The 19,673-nt window shown below is 44.5% G+C and carries 17 protein-coding genes; 14 read left to right on the top strand and 3 right to left on the bottom strand.

What is annotated here, in order from left to right:
- Positions 1-361: 361 nt before the first annotated feature.
- Positions 362-1,624, bottom strand: a complete 1,263-nt coding sequence (locus HQ29_RS04050; RefSeq protein ID WP_036867679.1) for a porin family protein — start codon at positions 1,622-1,624, stop codon at positions 362-364.
- 365 nt (positions 1,625-1,989) lie between these two features.
- Between HQ29_RS04050 and HQ29_RS04045 the strand changes: the two genes are divergently transcribed.
- The 10 genes from HQ29_RS04045 (at position 1,990) to HQ29_RS03990 (ending at position 14,963) form a co-directional block, all read left to right on the top strand.
- Positions 1,990-3,261: a replication-associated recombination protein A gene (locus tag HQ29_RS04045; RefSeq protein WP_036864534.1), complete on the top strand. Its 1,272-nt coding sequence runs from the start codon at positions 1,990-1,992 to the stop codon at positions 3,259-3,261.
- Between the two features lie 56 nt (positions 3,262-3,317).
- Positions 3,318-4,394, top strand: coding sequence for a 3-phosphoserine/phosphohydroxythreonine transaminase (gene serC, locus HQ29_RS04040; RefSeq protein WP_036791373.1), 1,077 nt, complete (start codon positions 3,318-3,320; stop codon positions 4,392-4,394).
- Between the two features lie 21 nt (positions 4,395-4,415).
- Positions 4,416-5,336: an NAD(P)-dependent oxidoreductase gene (locus HQ29_RS04035; RefSeq protein ID WP_036867911.1), complete on the top strand. Its 921-nt coding sequence runs from the start codon at positions 4,416-4,418 to the stop codon at positions 5,334-5,336.
- A gap of 115 nt (positions 5,337-5,451) precedes the next feature.
- The gene (locus tag HQ29_RS04030) at positions 5,452-6,708 is read left to right on the top strand and encodes a DUF1015 domain-containing protein (protein ID WP_036864138.1); all 1,257 of its coding nucleotides are present in this window, start codon (positions 5,452-5,454) and stop codon (positions 6,706-6,708) included.
- A 14-nt stretch (positions 6,709-6,722) separates the two neighbouring features.
- On the top strand, positions 6,723-8,165 hold the full coding sequence (locus HQ29_RS04025) for an aspartate ammonia-lyase (protein WP_036791366.1): 1,443 nt from the start codon (positions 6,723-6,725) through the stop codon (positions 8,163-8,165).
- A gap of 1,018 nt (positions 8,166-9,183) precedes the next feature.
- Complete coding sequence (locus HQ29_RS04010; RefSeq protein ID WP_036867673.1) at positions 9,184-10,338, top strand: site-specific integrase; 1,155 nt, start codon at positions 9,184-9,186, stop codon at positions 10,336-10,338.
- Between the two features lie 146 nt (positions 10,339-10,484).
- Positions 10,485-11,663: a site-specific integrase gene (locus HQ29_RS04005; protein ID WP_036867671.1), complete on the top strand. Its 1,179-nt coding sequence runs from the start codon at positions 10,485-10,487 to the stop codon at positions 11,661-11,663.
- A gap of 245 nt (positions 11,664-11,908) precedes the next feature.
- On the top strand, positions 11,909-12,454 hold the full coding sequence (locus HQ29_RS04000) for a hypothetical protein (RefSeq protein WP_036867669.1): 546 nt from the start codon (positions 11,909-11,911) through the stop codon (positions 12,452-12,454).
- 156 nt (positions 12,455-12,610) lie between these two features.
- Entirely contained in the window at positions 12,611-14,359 is a 1,749-nt protein-coding gene (locus HQ29_RS03995) for a hypothetical protein (RefSeq protein ID WP_036867667.1), read from the top strand.
- Complete coding sequence (locus HQ29_RS03990) at positions 14,349-14,963, top strand: YdcF family protein (RefSeq protein ID WP_052089794.1); 615 nt, start codon at positions 14,349-14,351, stop codon at positions 14,961-14,963. The genes HQ29_RS03995 and HQ29_RS03990 overlap by 11 nt, the downstream gene beginning before the upstream one ends.
- A 323-nt stretch (positions 14,964-15,286) precedes the next feature.
- On the opposite strand, the gene HQ29_RS03985 is transcribed toward HQ29_RS03990, so the two are convergent.
- Complete coding sequence (locus HQ29_RS03985) at positions 15,287-15,574, bottom strand: helix-turn-helix domain-containing protein (protein WP_036867666.1); 288 nt, start codon at positions 15,572-15,574, stop codon at positions 15,287-15,289.
- Positions 15,575-15,576: 2 nt separating this feature from the next.
- On the bottom strand, positions 15,577-15,855 hold the full coding sequence (locus HQ29_RS03980; protein WP_036867665.1) for a helix-turn-helix domain-containing protein: 279 nt from the start codon (positions 15,853-15,855) through the stop codon (positions 15,577-15,579).
- Positions 15,856-16,546: 691 nt separating this feature from the next.
- Between HQ29_RS03980 and HQ29_RS03970 the strand changes: the two genes are divergently transcribed.
- From HQ29_RS03970 to HQ29_RS03955, 4 genes are all read left to right on the top strand, one after another.
- On the top strand, positions 16,547-17,497 hold the full coding sequence (locus HQ29_RS03970) for a toprim domain-containing protein (protein ID WP_036867907.1): 951 nt from the start codon (positions 16,547-16,549) through the stop codon (positions 17,495-17,497).
- A 3-nt stretch (positions 17,498-17,500) separates the two neighbouring features.
- The gene (locus HQ29_RS03965) at positions 17,501-17,995 is read left to right on the top strand and encodes a DUF3408 domain-containing protein (protein WP_052089792.1); all 495 of its coding nucleotides are present in this window, start codon (positions 17,501-17,503) and stop codon (positions 17,993-17,995) included.
- A gap of 230 nt (positions 17,996-18,225) precedes the next feature.
- On the top strand, positions 18,226-18,630 hold the full coding sequence (locus HQ29_RS03960) for a plasmid mobilization protein (protein WP_036867661.1): 405 nt from the start codon (positions 18,226-18,228) through the stop codon (positions 18,628-18,630).
- Positions 18,620-19,627, top strand: a complete 1,008-nt coding sequence (locus HQ29_RS03955; protein ID WP_036867659.1) for a relaxase/mobilization nuclease domain-containing protein — start codon at positions 18,620-18,622, stop codon at positions 19,625-19,627. Before HQ29_RS03960 ends, HQ29_RS03955 begins: the two co-directional genes overlap by 11 nt.
- The last annotated feature ends 46 nt before the right edge of the window (positions 19,628-19,673 follow it).

The following is a 19,673-nucleotide window of genomic DNA, read 5'->3' as shown; positions in this document are numbered from 1 at the left end:
AGACAAAAAACGGAAAGCGGACAGCAACCGAAAAAGGGCCGATCACAAACAGATTTGAACAGGTTTGTATCTTCCTCTAAACGGATTAAAAAGTCGCTTTGAACGTTTATGATATTCCAAATCGGGGCTTGATTTTCAAAAACCGAGCCTTGATTTCCACGCCTCAAAGCGTGATTTCTGCACGGCAAGCCTTGAAAAAGATTTCTAAAGCTGTTTGGAGAAAGATGTGAATAGGATGAACGAAACTTACGGAAAGGTTTACACCAAGTTTCAGAAGAGGGAACAAAAAACATCGGCAGCATACGGAATGTATGCTGCCGATGTTCGAGCATGGAACCGAGAGTCGTAAGACCCTCAGGTATCAAAACCTATATTGCAGTCTGAGCGTAAAGACGTTGTCTTTTCTATCCTTTTCGTACCCGGCGAGAGCACTGCTCACTTCGTTGCTCACCATATCGTAGTGCGCCTGCATACGGATATTGCCGGTGATCTTCCAGAGCAGACCGGCTCCAAAGGTGGTGTAAGCAAGATCTGCCCGACTGCTGTTACCTTTTCCTATTTCGTTGCCGGAGATTCGGGTGTTAGGGTCATACCATTCGTACTTTAACACTGCCGACAGAGGCAATGAACCGAAATCCTGTACCAGCACGGCGTATCCGCCCCTGAATGTTCTAATGAATGTGTCGTGGCTTGGAAGTGTCGAGGCGTTGGGACTTTGCGAGCTTAACGCCGATCCCGGCTGTGTTCCCATGAGATACTCCGCACGCAAATGCGTCATTCCGAGCGGAGAAAGCAGAAGAAACTGACCATCCACGCCATAATATTCGCGCTTGGCAAATCTGCCTTTGTTAGCGTTGTCTTCGTTCAGCTCAAAGGCTCCGTTCTTAAAGGTGTACACCTTATCCGTACCTTGATAAACACCTCCATTGTAGTAGGATGCCCCTAATCCCACACGGAGGTTATCGCCTAAATCTTTTGTCATGGTAAGGTGTCCGATAAAGTCTTTTCGGCTATCCGTCTCCTGTTTAAGACCATTCCCGGCAAAAAGTCCGGCGTCCAACTTCAAGAAACTAAGCGGAGAACCCTTCGGAGCTTGCAGGGTAAGCATGGCTCCCAAATCTCGTCCGTCCGGGAAGAGAGTATTGAATATCAGCGAACGTTCCGGGGACTCTCTCCTTGCGGAAGAGTATCCGATCTCATCCCCAAACGGACGGTCGAAAACCCCGAAGCGCAACGAGCTGCTCTTCATCCAAGGATCTTTGAGATTGACATAGGCATCCTTGACCCCGACACCCTTTTCCGTAATATCGAGCTGAAATACTGAAGAGGTAAGCCCGGTATCGTATGCAAACTTGATGCGACCGCGACGTATTCCGATGCGATCGAATGTATCTTCTTTCTGTTCGTTTTTGGCTCCCACTTTTAGAGCGGCATCTTTCTCTCCGTGTTGCCATTGGGTCTGTACATATCCTGTTACTTTCAGCTTCTTCAAAAGTGTAAGAGCTTCTTCCTGCTCCTGCATCTTTTGTTCGACTTTCGCTATGCGAGACTGCTCCGTTTCTTGCTGCGCCATACTCACGGAGTATAGAGACAAACAGGCAAGTAAAATAGAAATCTTTTTCATCTTAGTTATTGGTTTTATTTTTCCTCGATCACGTCGCAAAGTTAGGGCAATGAAATTAAAAAGTCTCTAAGATATGGTTACAAAAATGTTAATCCTGAAAGAGATAGCTGTATAACCACAGGACTTTTCCGCAAAGCTGTTCCGTGTCTCTGTTTTTTATTCTAAAAGCGGTTGCAAAACGGATAAAAGAGAGCGTGAAAACGGGAACAAAAAAGGGGTGTTTCGGGGTCTGTCTTCTCCTTATCAATTCCTCTGTATTAGCTGTGTTACGAAGAGGCTTCGAGACAAAAAAGCGCAAAATGAAACAAAATTTGGGCATTATCAAAATAACCCCTATATTCGTACTACCTAAAGACGAAGACCACATGACAAATGCCCCCTTGGCGGAGCGACTCCGTCCAAAAAACCTGCAAGACTACGTCGGTCAGAAGCATCTTGTAGCCCCGGGATCTCCTATAAAAGAGATGTTGGAGGCGCGTTGTCTTCGTTCATTTATTTTGTGGGGACCTCCCGGAGTGGGTAAGACAACCTTGGCTAATATTGTTGCAAACGAATTGGGGCTGCCTTTCTACACACTCAGTGCAACCTCTTCAGGCGTGAAGGATGTACGGGAGGTGGTAGAGCGTGCGCGTCAGAGCAGAGGCCTTTTTTCCAAAGGCACTCCCATACTGTTCATAGATGAGATACACCGCTTCAGCAAAAGCCAGCAAGACTCCCTGCTCCATGCGGTGGAGACCGGTGTGATCACACTTATCGGAGCCACTACCGAGAATCCTTCGTTTGAAGTGATAAGACCTCTGCTGAGCAGATGCAGGGTGTTTGTCATGGAACCTCTTGGTAAAGAGGACATGGATGCTCTCATAGATATAGCCATCACCAAGGATAAGGAGATGGCGAAACACACTTTCGATATACGGGAAAGGGATGCCCTGCACACCTATGCCGCCGGAGACGGACGGAAGCTCTTGAATATTCTGGAGCTTTTTACTACCATGCCGGGGATGAAAGAGGATGAGGTCATCGTCATAGACAATAACCGCGTTACCTCTTATCTGCAACAGAATCCAGCAGCCTACGATAAGGGAGGAGAGCTGCACTACGACATTATCTCCGCATACATCAAAAGCATTAGAGGGAGTGCTCCGAATGCTGCTCTCTACTGGCTTGCACGGATGATAGAAGGGGGTGAAGATCCTCGCTTTATAGCTCGCAGACTGGTGATTGCAGCCGCTGAAGATATAGGATTGGCGAATCCGAACGCTCTGCTCATAGCACAGTCGGCTTTTGATGCAGTGGAAAAGATAGGATGGCCGGAAGGTAGAATCCCTCTTGCAGAAGCGACCATATATCTTGCGACAAGCCCTAAAAGCAACAGCGCATACGTAGCGATAGACAACGCGTTGGAGTATGTTCGCACACATGAACCGCATCCGGTGCCGATGCATCTGAGGAATGCCCCCACGGCTCTGATGAAAGAGATAGGGTATGGCAAGGGTTATCACTATCCGCATGCCTATGAGGGAGGATTTCATAAAGACAGCTATGCTCCGCCCGAAGTGGAACAAGCCGGACCGTTTTGGACACCGGGATCTAATGCTAATGAGCAACGTCTTGTGGCTCAACAACCCACTAACTGAGATCTGACAGAGAAAACAATAATTCATTTACAAACTTATAACACAAACAAAACGTTATGAAAATTCACAACTTTTCAGCAGGTCCTTCTATCTTGAACGAGAAGGTGATTGAGAATGCAGCAGAAGCAGTAAGATCTTTTGCAGACACAGGTTTGTCTCTTATCGAGGTATCTCACCGTGGCAAACAGTTTACTGCCGTAATAGAAGAGTGCCGCAAGCTGTTCCTAGAACTTATCGAAGCTCCGGCAGGATACGACGTTGTATTCCTTGGTGGCGGTGCAAGCTTGCAGTTCTACATGGCTCCTCTCAACTTCTTGAAGACAAAGGCTGCTTATATCGATACAGGTACATGGGCAAGCAACGCCATCAAGGAAGCAAAACTTGTGGGCGATGTCGAAGTGCTTGCAAGCTCTAAGGCTGATACTTACACTTGGTATCCTGAACTTGGTAAGGACTACACCGTACCTTCTGACGTAGATTACTTCCACGTTACTTCCAACAATACTATCTATGGTACACAGCTACACAAAGACCTTGATGTAAATGTACCTCTTATTGCGGATATGTCTTCCGACATCTTCTCTCGTCCGGTGGATGTGTCTAAGTATGACCTTATCTATGGTGGTGCTCAAAAGAATCTTGCTCCTGCCGGTGTTACATTCGCAGTGGTTAAGCTTGATGCTCTTGGCAAGGTGGACAGACCTCTTCCTACAATGCTTAACTATAAGACTCACGTGGACAAAGAGTCTATGTTCAATACTCCTCCTGTATTCCCTATCTATGTTGCTCTTCAAACCCTTAAGTGGTACAAAGAAATGGGTGGCGTGAAAGGAATGCAAAAGATGTGCGAAGAAAAAGCAGCCGTTCTGTACAATGCGATAGACAGCTCCAAGATCTTCCGCGGCACTGTAAGAGAATGCGACAGATCGCTTATGAACGTTTGCTTCGTGATGAAGGACGAATACAAAGAGCTTGAAGCCGAATTCCAAAAGTTTGCAACTGAAAGAGGTATGTCCGGTATCAAGGGACACCGCTCTGTGGGAGGCTTCCGTGCTTCTCTTTACAATGCTCTTCCTCTTGAAAGTGTGAAGGCTCTTGTGGATGCCATGAAGGCTTTTGAAGCTAAAATCTAACCCATCAAAATGGATAAAGCAATGAATAAAGTACTTATTGCAACAGAAAAACCTTTTGCAGCAGCTGCAAGAGACCGTATCGTAGGTATCCTTAAAGAGAATGGTTTGGAGCCTGTTGTACTGGAAAAGTATGCCTCAAAGCAAGAACTCTTAAACGCAGTGAAAGATGTTGCTGCTATCATCATCCGCAGTGATGTGATAGATAGCGAAGTGATGGATGCTGCTCCTAACTTGAAGACAGTGGTACGTGCAGGTGCCGGATTCGATAACGTAGACTGTGCAGCGGCAACAGAACGCAACATCTGCGTGATGAATACTCCGGGACAAAACTCCAACGCTGTGGCTGAGCTTGTAATGGGTATGATGGTGTACGCTGTTCGTAACAAGTTCAACGGTACATCGGGTACAGAGCTTATGGGCAAGACTCTCGGTATACATGCTTATGGCAATGTGGGTCGTAACGTTGCTCGTATAGCTAAAGGCTTTGGCATGGAGATCTCTGCTTTCGATGCTTTCTGTCCGAAAGAAGTGATAGAGAAAGATGGTGTGAAAGCTTTGGACTCTGCCGCAGATCTATATAAGAACTGTCAAGTGGTATCTCTTCACATCCCTGCAACAGCCGAGACAAAGAAGAGCATCAACTATGATCTTCTTAAGAGTATGCCTAAGAATGCCATGCTTGTGAACAGCGCACGTAAAGAGGTGATCCACGAAGAAGATCTTCTAAAGATCCTTGCCGAGCGTCCGGACTTCAAGTACATCACAGACATCTGCCCGGATCGTCACGAAGAGTTCATGAAGTTTGAAAGCCAATACTTCACAACGCCTAAAAAGATGGGGGCGCAAACAGCAGAGGCCAACAATAATGCCGGCATAGCTGCTGCGAACCAGATCGTGAAGTTCCTCTCTACGGGAGAAGCTCCATTCAGAGTGAACAAGTAAGATTACACCCCATATCTTACGGGACATATATCATAAAGAGAAGAGATAGAAGCGACCCCATGGTGGCTTCTATCTCTCCCCGTTAAAGCAAACAATACAAAAACATCAAGATATTATGGCAAGAATAAGACCTTTCAAAGGCATCAGACCTCCAAAATCAATGGTCGAAGAAGTGGTATCTCGCCCTTACGACGTACTCAATAGCGATGAAGCGCGTGCCGAGGCAGCAGGTAACGAAAAGTCTCTTTACCGCATCATCCGTCCGGAGATAGACTTCCCTATCGGTACAGACGAGCATGAAGAGAAAGTCTACAACAAAGCCGCTGAAAACTTCAACCTGTTCCAAAAGAACGGATGGCTTGTGAAAGATGAAAAGCCTATGTACTACATCTACGCTCAAACGATGAACGGTAAGACTCAATATGGCTTTGTCGTTGGTGCACACGTAGACGACTATATGAGCGGTAAGATCAAAAAGCACGAGCTTACCCGCAAAGACAAAGAAGAAGACCGCATGAAGCACGTAAGAGTAAACAATGCGAACATCGAACCGGTATTCTTCACCTTCCCCGATAATGCGGAGCTTCAAGCGATATTGGACAAGTACGCCGCCAAGACACCGGAGTATGATTTCGTGGCAAGCCTTGACGGATTCGGACACCACTTCTGGATCGTGGACGATGCGAAAGACATCGAGACCATCACAGAAGCATTTGCGAAGATGCCTGCCCTTTACATCGCAGACGGACACCACAGATCGGCAGCGGCTGCACTTGTGGGAGCAGAAAAGGCTAAGCAGAACCCGAACCACACAGGAGACGAAGAGTACAACTTCTTCATGGCGGTCTGCTTCCCGGCTTCTCACCTTACCATCATCGACTATAACCGTGTGGTAAAAGACCTCAACGGTCTCACTCCGGAGCAGTTCCTCGCAAAGATTGGCGAACACTTCGTTGTGGAAGAGAAAGGCACAGAGATCTACAAGCCTGCCGCACTGCACAACTTCTCCATGTACTTGGGAGGAAAGTGGTACTCGCTTACTGCAAAGCCCGGCACATATAACGACAACGATCCCATCGGTGTGCTCGATGTTACGATCTCTTCCGACCTTATTCTGAGAGACATTCTTGGTATAGACGACCTCCGCACCAGCAAGAGGATAGACTTCGTGGGCGGTATCCGCGGACTCGGAGAGCTGAAAAAACGCGTAGACAGCGGCGAGATGGTAGTGGCTCTTGCGCTCTATCCCGTATCCATGCAGCAGCTCATAGACATTGCGGACACCGGCAACATCATGCCTCCGAAGACTACGTGGTTCGAGCCGAAGCTTCGTTCCGGACTTGTCATACACTCTTTGGAAGAAGAAAAATAAGGGAGGGATTCATCATGGCTGATACAAAGAAAACCAGAATAGAGTCCGACCTTTTAGGCTCAAGAGAGATCGAAGAGAAACACCTCTACGGTGTACAGACACTCCGTGCGATAGAAAACTTCAACATCTCCACCTTCCGTCTCAACGAGACACCCGACCTCCTCAAAGGTCTTGCCTACACAAAGATGGGAGCTGCCATGGCAAATGTCAAGCAAGGCATCATCACCCAGCAGCAGTTTGACGCCATCATGCAGGCGTGCAGAGAGATCCTCGACGGCAAGCACACCGAAGCCTTCCCCATAGACATGATACAGGGAGGAGCCGGCACATCTACCAACATGAACGCCAATGAGGTGATAGCCAACAGAGCATTGGAAATCATGGGACACCGCAGAGGAGAGTACAAATACTGCTCTCCCAACGACCACGTCAACGCCTCCCAAAGCACCAATGATGCTTTCCCCACCGCCATTCACCTCGGCATCTACTCCATGCACCTCCGCCTCATCGAGCACCTCAAAAGCTACATAGCCTCCTTGCAAGAGAAGAGCCGTGAGTTTGCCGACGTGCTCAAGATGGGACGCACCCAGCTTGAAGATGCCGTGCCGATGACGATGGGACAAACCTTCGGCGGCTTTGCATCCATCCTCGAAGAAGAGATCGCCAACCTCGACCATGCGGCCGGACAGCTCCTCACCGTCAATATGGGAGCAACGGCGATAGGCACCGGTATCTGTTCCGAGCCGGGCTATGCCGAGCTGTGTGTCGAAGCCCTTCGCGAGATCACCGGATGGGACATAAAGCTTGCACACCACTTGGTAGGTGCCACCTCCGACACCTCGCACATCATCGGCTACTCGCAAGCGATGAAACGCCTTGCCGTCAAGCTCAGCAAGATAGCCAACGACATCCGATTGATGGGCTCCGGTCCTCGTTGCGGACTTGGCGAACTCGATGTCCCCGCACGCCAGCCCGGCTCCTCCATCATGCCCGGCAAGGTGAACCCCGTGATACCCGAAGTGATGTCTCAGATCTGCTACAAAGTGATCGGGAACGACGTCTGCGTAACCATGGCAGGGGAAGCCGCCCAGCTCGAGCTGAATGCGATGGAACCCGTCATGGCACAATGCGCCTTCGAGAGCGGGCACTACCTCATGCGGGGGATGGACACCATGCGCGACTTCTGCATCAGAGACATGAAAGCCAACCGCGAAAAGTGTCTGGCTCACATCCACAACAGCATGGGCATCGTTACCGCACTCAACCCGATCATAGGCTACAAAAACTCCACCAAGATTGCCAAGAAAGCAGCCGAAACGGGTCGTGGCGTCTACGAGCTTGTGCTCGAAATGGGCATCCTCACCAAAGAAGATCTTGACACGATCCTTGCTCCGGAAAACATGATCAAGCCGGTGAAGCTGGACATCAAGCCGCTCAAAGATCTTCCCGAAGCCTGACATCCTCACCGCTTTATGACCTCCGATGGCAGCCTGCACCTCCAAGTGCAGGCTGCCATTTTCATATCTCCGCAACGCCAAGCCACCTGCCCCACTTGCGGCAACCCAAGCGGTCTCCTCCCGACCCTTTTCGGGGAAAATTTCCGTCCGCATCAAATTTTATTTCCTTTCGCACAAAAATTTTCTCCTTTTCGCACAAAAATTCCCTCTTTTTCGCACAAAAATCTCCTTTCTTTGGTACAGAAAGATTTTTTTGTGCGCAGACAAAAATATGCTCCTTAGCATAAAAAATATTTTTCATGATGATAAAAAATTATTTTTCCACTCACAAAAATATGTTTTTGCGCCTATAAAGCCGCGACTCTTATGCTAAAGAAAATACTTTTTCTGTGTACGCAGATATTTTTCTGTCCGCACACAGATATTTTTCTGTCCGCACGCAAATATTTTTTCTTGGCCACAAAAATATTTTTTCTTGGCCACAAAAATATTTTTTCTTGGCCACAAAAATTTTTTTTCTTGGCCACAAAAATTTTTTTTCTTGGCCACGAAATTTTTTTTCCTTACCTACGAAAATATTTTTTCTTACCTACGGAAATTTTTTTCCTTACCTACGAAAATATTTTTTCTTACCTACGGAAATTTTTTTTCTTACCTACGAAAATATTTTTTCTTACCTACGGAAATTTTTTTTCTTACCTACGGAACTATTGGGAGAAAGGGCAATGAGGAGTGGATGGATGCTAAGTAGATGAGAATGAGAGTGATTTTCGGAATGTTGCAGTGGTTTGCATTGGGGTGTAAAGAGCAGAAGGTGTGGATTTATGCAGAAGTTCCGTTACCAAATCATTAGTAGATTCGTTGAATGGTAACGGTGAGGCAAAAGAAGATAACCGAAGAGGGTTTCGTCGGTCATGAACTTTTTCTCTTCTACGGTGCTGATGCTCTATGACACAATGTTTTGCGTAACAGAGAACGCTTCGGTAACGGGTAACTTTGCCCATAAAAACAGAAGCGTATGCAAAGAGAAAAATTCAAGGTGTTGCTCTACCTGAAAAAGAGCGGATTGGACAAGGACCCCGATTTGTGGAACGCTCGTGAGAGCAGATTGAACGGCAAGAGTCATGAGGCAGTGGTTACGAATGGTAAGTTAGAGCGTTTGCTCCTCTCGGTGCATTCGGCTTATCGGAGACTTTGGGAACGAAGTACAGTATTTACGGCAACGGACATCAAGGAGCTGTTTCAGGGGAGTATGCAGAGTCAGACGACCTTTTTGGAACGATACGACCGCATGTTTGAAGAGATGGAGAAGCTGGTCGGGGTGGAAATCAAAGCTTCTTCGCTGTATGCCTATCGCTCGACTCGAAAGCATTTGCAACGCTTCATCCTCCATCAGTTCCACTCTTCGGACATCGCTTTCGGTCAGGTTGGGGAAGATTTCCTCTCGCAGTTGGAACATTATGTCAAGGGCGTGTCGGGGCTGTCGCAAGGCAGTTACAGACGAATCGCCTTGTATTCCAAGAAGATTCTCCGCTTGGCATATCAAGAGGGACTTATCGACCGCTTGTTGTTCGATACGGTCGAAATAGAGCGAGGCGAGAACAGAGTACCTCGTGCATTGGATAAGGTATCATTGGAGAAGTTGCGGGCTTTGACTTTCGACGCTCACGAATCGGCACTGGAGACGGCTCGTGATCTGTTTCTTTTCTCTTGTTTCACGGGTGTTGCCTATTGCGATATGGTTACCCTTGGTCGGGAGCATCTTTTTACGGATGATGAAGGGGCATGGTGGCTGAAGTTCCGCAGACAAAAGACCGACACGCTTTGCCGTGTGAAGCTCCTGCCCGAAGCCGTTCGTTTGATAGAGCGGTATCAATCAGAGGAACGAATCACGCTCTTTGCCCCCATTGCCTATTCGGCTTACCTTGCTCAACTCAAGGCTTTGCAACTTCGGGCGGGCATCGCTATTCCACTTTCTGCTCACGTCGGTCGCCACACTTTTGCCACGCTCATAACGTTGGAACGAGGTGTCCCCATTGAAACCGTGAGCCGAATGTTGGGGCATGGCAGCATCAAAACCACGGAACGATATGCCCACGTCACCCCGAAGAAGCTCTTCGATGAGTTCGAGCGATTTTTCTCTTTCACCGAAGATTTACGACTCTCTTTGTAAGTATTTCCGAAAGCAATATAATCCCTCCTCCAAAAGTGACGTAAGATTTTGAAAAACTGACGTGAGTTTTCGAGAAATCTTACGTAAGATTTCAGCGGACTATCGAGAGGAGATTTACGTCATCAATATAATTACACGAAAAACTTATGCGCAGTACATTCAAAATCCTATTCTATATCAATAAGAATAAAGTCAAAACAGACGGTACGACAGGCATCCTTTGTCGCATCACCATCGACGGAGCAAATGTTGTGATGAGCACGGGCGAAAGCATTGTTCCCCACGAGTGGAGCGTAAAACGAGGTGAAACAACCGATAAGAAAACGAATCAACGCTTGCAAGCCTTTCGGGACGAAATCGAACTGGGGTACAACAACCTACTCCATCGGTTTGGAGCAGTGAGTGCGGAACTGCTGAAAAATCATTTGCAGGGTGTGGGCAAAGCTCCGACAACACTTTTGGCAATGAGTCGGGCAGAAGTGCAACGACAAAGCGAGGAAGTTGAAAAATCCAAGAGCGAAAGCACCTATCGGCAGAACGGTTATTCGGATAGGCAGTTGAGAAACTTTGTGCAAAGTCGAGGCGAAGAAGATCTGCCTCTTACGGCCGTTACGACGGGATTCTTTGATGATTATCGCTTCTATCTGAAGAGAGAGAATTATGCTCCTGCAACGATAAACAAACATCTCTGCTGGTTGAGCCGATTGATGTATCGAGCCGTCAGTCAAGGGACAATCCGCTTCAATCCGTTTGAGAACGTGAAGTATGAGACTGTGGAGCGCAAACCTCGCTTCCTCTCCAAGGGCGATGTGGCGAAGCTCTTGGCTTTCCCATTGCAGGATGAAGGGGCAGAACTAAGCCGAAGAATGTTTCTTTTCTCTGTCTTTACAGGTTTGGCTTTTGCCGACTTACAGAGCCTGCGAGTTTCACAAATAGAAACGAATAGCGAAGGGAAACGATATATCCGCAAAGCAAGACAGAAAACGGAAATCGAGAGCCTGATACCTCTGCATCCGATAGCGGAACAGATTCTTGAACTCTACTTGAAAGCAGGCGACGGCAGCAATCACAAGGTATTCCCCGACACGATGAGCAAAAACCAACTTATCGCCCACCTCAAAGCGATAGGCTTGGCGTGTGGCATCCGCACTCCGTTGACTTGGCATGTCGCAAGACATAGCTTTGGCACATTGACCTTGGAGGCAGGCATCCCGATGGAGAGTATCGCCAAAATGATGGGACACACCTCTATCTCCAGCACGCAAATCTACGCCCAAATCACTGACCAAAAGATTGCAAGGGATATGGAGAAATTGATACAATAAAGGGAATCGCAAGAATAATTTATTGTCTCTCTACCTCAAATATAGTCTAGTTTTCATCTTTCGTTTTATTTAAGGGAAGATGAGAACCTTTTCTATTAATATTCAAATGTTTGCTTCAGATAATGCTTTATGTAAATAAGACTATAGCTTTAAAGTGCTGATTTTGGCAAGAAGATTTTTCTTTCTTTGCATAGATACTATTGATTTTTTTGATAGATTTGCATTAAAATGAATACTCTTTTGATATGAAAATACAGAAGGATTATTGCCAACGTGATAAAGTCTTGCAAATTTTACTATTCAAATATGAAGAGGAGATTGCTCGTAAAAAAAGGCTTGAGGAAAGGGCAGAGAAACTTTTATCTTTCTATCTTTACCCTTTTGTTGGAGTATTGCTCTCGTTTTTTGGATATTTCTTTAATGAAGAGAAATTCTTAAATATCTTTGCAAATACTCCATGTTTCCTGCGTGTACTAATTGTGATTTTTGCTATAATGGGGAGTCTGTCTTTTATAGTGTATTCATCCATTATGCTTTTTTATATTTTTTATCCTTCTAAAATGAAGACTTGCATGGGGGAAAAAAAGTTGCTTTCTTTGAAAGACAAGGAGGATACATATATGTATGACCAATTAATAGATTCTTTTTCTGTCGCTTATCGACATAACGCCGATTTAAACGATAAGGTGGCAAAAACACTGAAGTGGCTCTTCTCTTTTTTGGTATTCTTGTTGTTTAGCCTTGTCATACTTATTCTTTTAACTGTATACAATATCGTCTACTATGCCTAATTCTTTAAAGCATTATTGCCCTTATTGTGGACAAGATGGAGACCCCTTAGGAAAAGATCACGCTGGTCAATATATGTGTTCAAAGTGCACAGATCCTAAGACAAAAAAACGTCGTCCAGGATGGGAGCACACAGAAGATAAGTCAACACACATATCATGAGAAAAGCCCATATATTAGCAATTCTAATAAAGCTAACGCATAAGTTAATTCCCTCCAACTTCTTGACAAATACTTTTCCCAAATACTTAAGGAATAAGTCAAAAAGAAAGCGAAAAGAGTGCATAGATGAATTTGTTAGAAGTATTAATAATAATATAAATCCTCTAAATCGACATGAAAATCTTTTTTATTCGCTAGGAGGAGGAGAGATAAAAGCTAACTATGCAAATCGCTTTATGCAAATTACTTTTGAGTATTTTGCCTCTGTTATGCTTGATAAAGATATAAAAGATATATCAGAGAAGGACTTAAAAGACTTATCCTCCATAAATAAAGGGAGAGAGTATATAGAAGCTCGAAAGGTGGAAAATTTTAAAACTCTCTTTGAGGAGACACAAAATCGATTCTTTGATAACTATAAAAAACAACTTGCCGAATATAGAAACTTATCTGTTATAAAGACCATTGAAGAGGAGATTTCACACAATAAATTTGTAAAAGACACACCAAGTTCTGTTTTTTGTAACGCTCTGACTGTATACTACAGAATATGTTCATGTTATTTAACTTATTACAGAAGTAATACTTCTCCTCTTTCTTGCAAAAACGAAAATCACCAAATTACCTGCACATTGATTAACATTTATTTAATACGGTCGATTGTTAACATACAGAATTATTCGATAGTGGAGGCATCCTATCATTATTTACATAATTTAGAACAGGTGCAGTGTAATTATGGAAAGCATGTCACTCGTTGGTGTAAGGATTTTCTCGAAATATATGAATTGTTTTTTGAAAGAGTAGGCCTTCCAACAAAAGCAGCAGAGCTAACAGAAGCCTTTCAAAAAACTCTTTTGAGCTATCGTTTTATGTCTATCATAGATGCTGTCTTTGTCTTAAAAGAGAAGCTTTCTTATGTTGATTTCTGCGAGATCTTTAGTAGATGTGGAGCGAAATATAATAATCCACAAATTATTAAAGAGAAAATTAAGAACAAGGATGTCACTATTGAGGAGATAGAGGGTTTTATAGAGGAAATACAGTCTGAGAGGCAAGATGCAAATGGGAATGTTTTTCGTGACGTTTTAGTGTTTTTGTTAGCAAGTGACTTTTCTTCAAGAGAATTACGTTCTTTTCTGTGGGGAAGAGTGCCAAAATCAAAAAATCTTCGAGCACTTCTGCAAATGTTCATTGGAAATAACTATTTAGGAGATTTTCCGTCCGTCAGATGCTTTGGGATAAATGATGAATTCTTTAATATTGATGAGGCAATGATAAGCTCTAACTTTGAAGGGGAAGATTTTATCATTGCACAAAATAGTTTTGAACCAACCCTTTTGGGAGATGATGGTTTCCATGATATTGCAAACTCAAAATATTGTAATACATTACTAATACAAAACCTCTTAATTAAGGCAATAGAGATGATTTGGAGATTAGAAAAAAAGATTGATGTTGGCGATTTTATAAAAGAAACCCAGCTATGTTTTGAGACAAGACCATACGCAAGAAGATTCAGAACACAAATAGAAGTAGAGATACTACCTTCTTTTCTACTAAAGGCTATTGATTTCTTCTACACAGACGGAGATCAAGTTGAAATAAAATCAATTGATATAACCTTTGCTCAAAAATTTGAAGAGTCTATTTTATATTTGTACGAAAAAGTTGAAAGCCTTTCTGAAGAAGTCAAGAAACCATTTTATGCTTTTTGTGAACAAAATTATACTCATGGCTACTAGAAAAAAAAAGATTATGGCTATTCTAGGGAGCTTTTTCTCCCTATTAAGCATTATTGTTGTTTTGCCTCTTTTTGGACATCCTGAGAAACCACAATCTTTTAATGACAAATTTGATGTCATTATTGTCCTTGGAAATGCTCCGAACAAGGATTGTAGTCCTTCATCTATTATGAAACAGCGCGTGTTAAAAGGTGTAAGCCTATGGAAGAAAGGCACCGCAAAACACATAATATTTTCGGGGGGAGAATCTAAAAACAACTGTATAGAATCCATTCTAATGCATAAAATGGCAACAGATTTAGGGGTGCCCGACAGCTGTATTATTACAGAGAAACACTCAAAAAACACTTATCAAAATGCTTTTTTTTCAGTGGAGGAGATGAAAAAGAATAACGCTCATACCGCAGCAATAGTTACATCAAATTTTCATAGAAAACGTGTTGCTGCCATATTCTCCAATTATGATATAGAATACAGGATTTATATCTGTGATTCTTCGGATGATCAACTTTGGCTATGGAAGTTACGAGAGCACATAATCCTATTATATCACACTCTCTTCGGATATTCGTCAAACTTTGGTTTGGAATATAGCTCTATGTAGTTCTTTTGGGGTTTATTTCTTTTAGCTGAAGCAGGCTTTCTGCAGCTCAAAGAAAGCACGAGAACACAAAAATATTCTAAACTCAATAATGGAAGGGGGCTTTAGTATAAAAAAGACATACTGTTCTGCTATCGTGACAGAATTTCTAAGATGGATATTTTTTACACGTTCTATTCTTAGATATCATTAATATCTAGCTTGGTCATTAGAATTCTCCATCCTAATGACAAAGCTAGGTAAAAAATCGCTGCCTAAACCGTGTTATAAGTTATTGTTAATCTGATGGTAAGATACTACGCAATATTTATCAAGTGTCTAAATATCTATTTCCTATAATTTTCTTGCAGTAGGCAGTTGATGTCTGAGAGATGATAGAGGATTTTCCCTGCAATTTGGGTGTAGGGGATAATGCCTTTGTCTCGATAGTCTTGCAAGGTGCGGGGGCTGATGAAAAGCCGTTCGCAGACTTCTCGCCCTGTGAGGTAGATTTCTCCTCCGAAAAGCGGACGATGTGTCTCAGCAATCTCTTTCAGCCGCTTTGTCATCTCCCTGATGCCCGAAATGAGCTCTTTCATTTCGGGCGTTTCTCTGTTTACAATCTCGTGTTCCATCGTTACTGTTTCTTGTGGTTAGACTTTGCGAGGAGAGCCTCCACATCCTCTCGCTTGTAGTAGCATTTATGCCCGATTTGGATAAAGGGCAGTACAGAAGTATCCCGATAGTGCTGGAGCGTCCGTTTACTGATATTCAGGATACGACAGACATCTCCGTTGTGTAACAGATCGGGGACTTCGGGCTTCGTGCCGAAATGTTCTCTCATGCAAAGAGCCAGCTCTTCGATGCTCTTTTTCAGTTCCTTCCAAGCGGAGGTATCAATGGCGGTAAATCTCATATCGGAATGCTGTTTTTGTTACTCTGTTTTTGCCTTTTTATGCAAATGTAGGAAGCTTCTCCATTCGTTCTTTCAGTCAGGGATAACCGAGGAAATAGAGGGAACTCGCAGGCAAATATAGAGGCACATATCTACACAGGAAAGGCTTTCGGATAAGTGCGTACTTGTGGCCTTGATAAGGCATGAAATGGCTTTCTTCCCGATAAAAGATGCATCTCATTCCTCTCCCGATGCAAAAGGATGTAGAGGTATGCAATCCGATGCTGTCGCTTGAGAGCAGTCTCTCTTTGTCCGATTCGTTTTTGAGGTGTTTTTGTCCTGATTTCCGCTCTTTTCCCTTCTCTTTTTCGGAGCATTGTATAGCAGCCGAAAGCAACAAACTCGCAAAGCTTGTCTTCTCATTCTCGGCTCTCTAACTTGGTTTCAGTATCCGTTTTCGGGTGAAAGTTCAAAATCAAGAAAAAAGAGGCAATGGGAACAATGAAAGGAAAAAGCCATCGGCAACAAAATAAAAACAGTTCACTCTTCTTCTTTCACTGTAAGAATATATATACAGTGAAAGGGAAAAGTGGAGAAATCTATTTTTGTCCATCGAAGAGCAAACAGACTCAACCCTCCCGACCTCCGTGAGAACACGCTCTTTCTCCTTTCACCGTTCTCCTCCTCTCTCATCATTTCATCCTATGGACTTATGAAACCAAGATATTACGACATTCAAACCATCAAACAGCAGCCTATATCGGCTTACCTGAAATCCTGCGGTATTGCTCCTGCCAAAGAATACACGCACTATGCCCTTTATCATGCCCCCTATCGAAATGACCACAATGCCAGCCTGAAAGTGGACTTTCGGCAAAACCTCTGGCACGACTACGGAATAGGTAAAGGCGGAAGCATCATCGACCTTGTGATGCTGATGAGAGGATGCAGTGCCTATGAAGCTATGGCGCATCTTGCCGATGAAGAGTTGTCTGACCAACAAAAGCGTGAGCCTTCCGCCTTTCATCGTTCAATACCTTCCCAAACGAGCAATTCTCCATCAAATACAAGGCGTATCCTCTCCATCAGTGAAGAGCTGCCCCTGCATTTGAAAAACTATCTCCAAGAGGTGCGCAAGATAGACCTTGCCATAGCAAGCCCTTATCTCCGCCATATTCGCTACACCGTCGGAGGACGAGAGTACGCTACTATCGGCTTTCCAAATCGTTCGGGAGGTTATGAGCTTCGAGATAATAGAAATTTCAAAGGGAGTATCGCTCCGAAAGATATTTCTCTGATTAACGGAGAATCCGATGGAGCACTTTGTCTTTTCGAAGGTTTTATCGACTTCCTCTCCCTTCTCACGATGAAAGGAAAAGAAACCGACCCTTGTCTTATCCTGAACTCAGTAAACAATCTGCACAAAGCCGTGGCTTACCTCCAAGAAGCAAAAACCTGTTCGGTCAAAGCCTTCTTCGACAACGATGAAGCAGGGCGAGAAGCTCTTCATGCACTTCGTGCCACAGGCATAGAGGTGGAAGATATGAGCAGGCTTCTCTACCCACATCATAAAGACCTCAACGAGTATCACGTAGTCCAAAGTAAGCAACAACAAGAAGTACAACAGCGAAAGCCCGTTATTGTCAAACACAAAATAAGATAAGCTATGAAAGAAGGATTTGATATATCACACTATCTAAACAGTGAAAGTTCTCAGATACTTTCAAGAAATATCACGAGAACATTCTCTGAGCAACAAGAGAGAATACAAGCAGAGAAATCAGAACAATCTGAAAGCTCTTTGCATCCCCCTGTTTCCGAGCAGAAAATGCCTTCCGAGCCTTTGAATAAAGTAAAAGAAGCCGAGAAAGCCGAGCTTTCCGAACAAGAGAAGGAACAAGCGACACCAAGCATTCAAAGACGTATCAGCCATAAGCAACGTAAAGAGAACTTGGAAAGCTATCGGGAATCCTTTCTCGTTCCTCACAAAATCATCGACCGAAAGGCAACCTATCTTAGTCGCTCCACATGGGAACGCTTGGAGTTCGTTGTCTGTCGATTAGGTGATTATGGAGCCAACGTCTCAAGTTTCTTAGAACGCATTGCTCTCCAACACTTGGAAGAGTACGGAGACGACATAGAACACTGGCGCAAACTCTAATCTCGGCATTCCGAGCCATCAGTGATGAAATGAACAATCGGCATTCTCAGAAGGGAAAGAAGGTAGAGATGAAAGCCAATCGTATCAGACCAAAGGGTATTCATCGGTAGTAGTGCAAGACGTCAGTTTGTAGCCACAAACTGCGCTTGCCCCCTTATCGCTATGCTCAGAGGGGAGAGCCGTAATCACTTCGTTCTCACCGGCCCGGATGCCTTAATAAACAAGTAAAGATGAAAACAAAAACAGATAAAGAGAAACGAAATAAGAAGTCCAATAAGACTTGCCTTCTTCGGGTACGTTGCTCCGAAGAGGAGAAAACGAGGATACAAAAGCGAGCGGAACGGACGGGTAAGAAACTCTCTGAGTTCTGTCGAGAGGCGTTGCTTACGGGAGAGATTGTTGCTGTTCCCCAATTGGGAGAACACGAACGGGAAGCCATTCGGGTCTTGCAACGGGTCTGCTATTTCTTCAGTCATATATCCAACTTGATTAAGGCGAAAGACTCCTCTTGGGTTCCCATTGCCAAGAACCTCTCTTGCATTTCACTACACGCTTTCGAGCGATTTTACAGTCCTCGGTATCGGATTGCGGACGAGGTGTATGATGTTCTGAATATCAAGCGCAATGATAGCTAAGTGCAAAGCCATAGCACACGGTAAGACGGCATTGGAGTATATCTTCCGAGAAACGAAGCTCAAGAATAAGCTCTTAATTCAGAACCTTTGTGGAGATACGGCAGAGAGAATATACGAAGAGATGAACCTTGTCAATCGGTTCAATACTCGTTGTCGGAACAAATTCCTGCGAATGGAAATCGGCATCGCTCCGAAAGATGAAGCGAAGATGGATTGGAAGAAACTCCGAGAGTTAGCGTATGAGTTTATCCAAGCGATGAAGTTGCAGGAGCATCAGGTGGTAGCCGTTACGCATAAGGACACCGACAATCTGCACATTCATATCATTGCCAATCGGATGGATATGAACGGGGCGGTTTACGACACAACCTTTGTGAGCAACAAGGCAGCACGAGTGGCAGAAAAGCTGAGTCGCAAGCACGGTCTGACGATTGCCAATGAGATACGGGCGGAGAAACGGTATCAAAAGCCGAGAGCCAATCAGACACGGGAGGCGAGCAAAGAAAAACTACGCTTGATGGCTTACGGATTGTTGGGAAAATATACGAATGGCGGAGTGAACGGCTATGCTTATTTTCGATATGAATTGAGACGACAAGGAGTAACCGTTGAACAGATGACAAACAAGAAAGGTAGCGTCTATGGACTGAAGTTTCATTTTGAGGGGCAGACCTTCAAGGCTTCGGAAATAGGACGAGAGTTCGGATATAACTCGCTGCTGAAACAATTCGGGCTGTCCTATGCTGCTCCCTATCACTCTTCTGTTCCAATTTATCAGCCGAAAGGCCCTTTACAAGAAGAAAAGCGACAGCCAACACCAAGTCCTGAACCAAGCCTTGTTGAGAGCGTAGTGGATGTTGTTGCCGAAGGGATTGCATCGGGTGTTGGCGGTATGCTGGACTTCCAAGTTCACGGAGAGGATTATGCCGAGACTGCCTTTCAGCGAAGATTGCGCCACGAAGCCAACAAGAGAAAGAAACGAGGACGAAGGATGTAGGAAATAAATTCGCCCTCCCCAAGAAAAAAATCACGAAAGAACGCTC

Origin of the sequence: Porphyromonas canoris (assembly GCF_000765975.1) — a bacterium.
GTDB lineage: Bacteria > Bacteroidota > Bacteroidia > Bacteroidales > Porphyromonadaceae > Porphyromonas_A > Porphyromonas_A canoris.
Note: the sequence above shows the minus strand (reverse complement) of the source record. Positions and strands in the feature narration are given on the sequence as shown.

What these genes read in the sequence shown, in the direction of transcription:
- serC (WP_036791373.1), top strand. Translation starts at nt 3,318, where the DNA reads ATGAAAATTCACAACTTTTCAGCAGGTCCTTCTATCTTGAACGAGAAG.
- HQ29_RS04025 (WP_036791366.1), top strand. Translation starts at nt 6,723, where the DNA reads ATGGCTGATACAAAGAAAACCAGAATAGAGTCCGACCTTTTAGGCTCA.
- HQ29_RS03995 (WP_036867667.1), top strand. Translation starts at nt 12,611, where the DNA reads ATGAGAAAAGCCCATATATTAGCAATTCTAATAAAGCTAACGCATAAG.
- HQ29_RS04000 (WP_036867669.1), top strand. Translation starts at nt 11,909, where the DNA reads ATGAAAATACAGAAGGATTATTGCCAACGTGATAAAGTCTTGCAAATT.
- HQ29_RS03965 (WP_052089792.1), top strand. Translation starts at nt 17,501, where the DNA reads ATGAAAGAAGGATTTGATATATCACACTATCTAAACAGTGAAAGTTCT.
- HQ29_RS04005 (WP_036867671.1), top strand. Translation starts at nt 10,485, where the DNA reads ATGCGCAGTACATTCAAAATCCTATTCTATATCAATAAGAATAAAGTC.
- HQ29_RS04045 (WP_036864534.1), top strand. Translation starts at nt 1,990, where the DNA reads ATGACAAATGCCCCCTTGGCGGAGCGACTCCGTCCAAAAAACCTGCAA.
- HQ29_RS04035 (WP_036867911.1), top strand. Translation starts at nt 4,416, where the DNA reads ATGAATAAAGTACTTATTGCAACAGAAAAACCTTTTGCAGCAGCTGCA.
- HQ29_RS03990 (WP_052089794.1), top strand. Translation starts at nt 14,349, where the DNA reads ATGGCTACTAGAAAAAAAAAGATTATGGCTATTCTAGGGAGCTTTTTC.
- HQ29_RS03955 (WP_036867659.1), top strand. Translation starts at nt 18,620, where the DNA reads ATGATAGCTAAGTGCAAAGCCATAGCACACGGTAAGACGGCATTGGAG.
- HQ29_RS04050 (WP_036867679.1), bottom strand. Translation starts at nt 1,624, where the DNA reads ATGAAAAAGATTTCTATTTTACTTGCCTGTTTGTCTCTATACTCCGTG.
- HQ29_RS03985 (WP_036867666.1), bottom strand. Translation starts at nt 15,574, where the DNA reads ATGGAACACGAGATTGTAAACAGAGAAACGCCCGAAATGAAAGAGCTC.
- HQ29_RS03980 (WP_036867665.1), bottom strand. Translation starts at nt 15,855, where the DNA reads ATGAGATTTACCGCCATTGATACCTCCGCTTGGAAGGAACTGAAAAAG.
- HQ29_RS04030 (WP_036864138.1), top strand. Translation starts at nt 5,452, where the DNA reads ATGGCAAGAATAAGACCTTTCAAAGGCATCAGACCTCCAAAATCAATG.
- HQ29_RS03960 (WP_036867661.1), top strand. Translation starts at nt 18,226, where the DNA reads ATGAAAACAAAAACAGATAAAGAGAAACGAAATAAGAAGTCCAATAAG.
- HQ29_RS03970 (WP_036867907.1), top strand. Translation starts at nt 16,547, where the DNA reads ATGAAACCAAGATATTACGACATTCAAACCATCAAACAGCAGCCTATA.
- HQ29_RS04010 (WP_036867673.1), top strand. Translation starts at nt 9,184, where the DNA reads ATGCAAAGAGAAAAATTCAAGGTGTTGCTCTACCTGAAAAAGAGCGGA.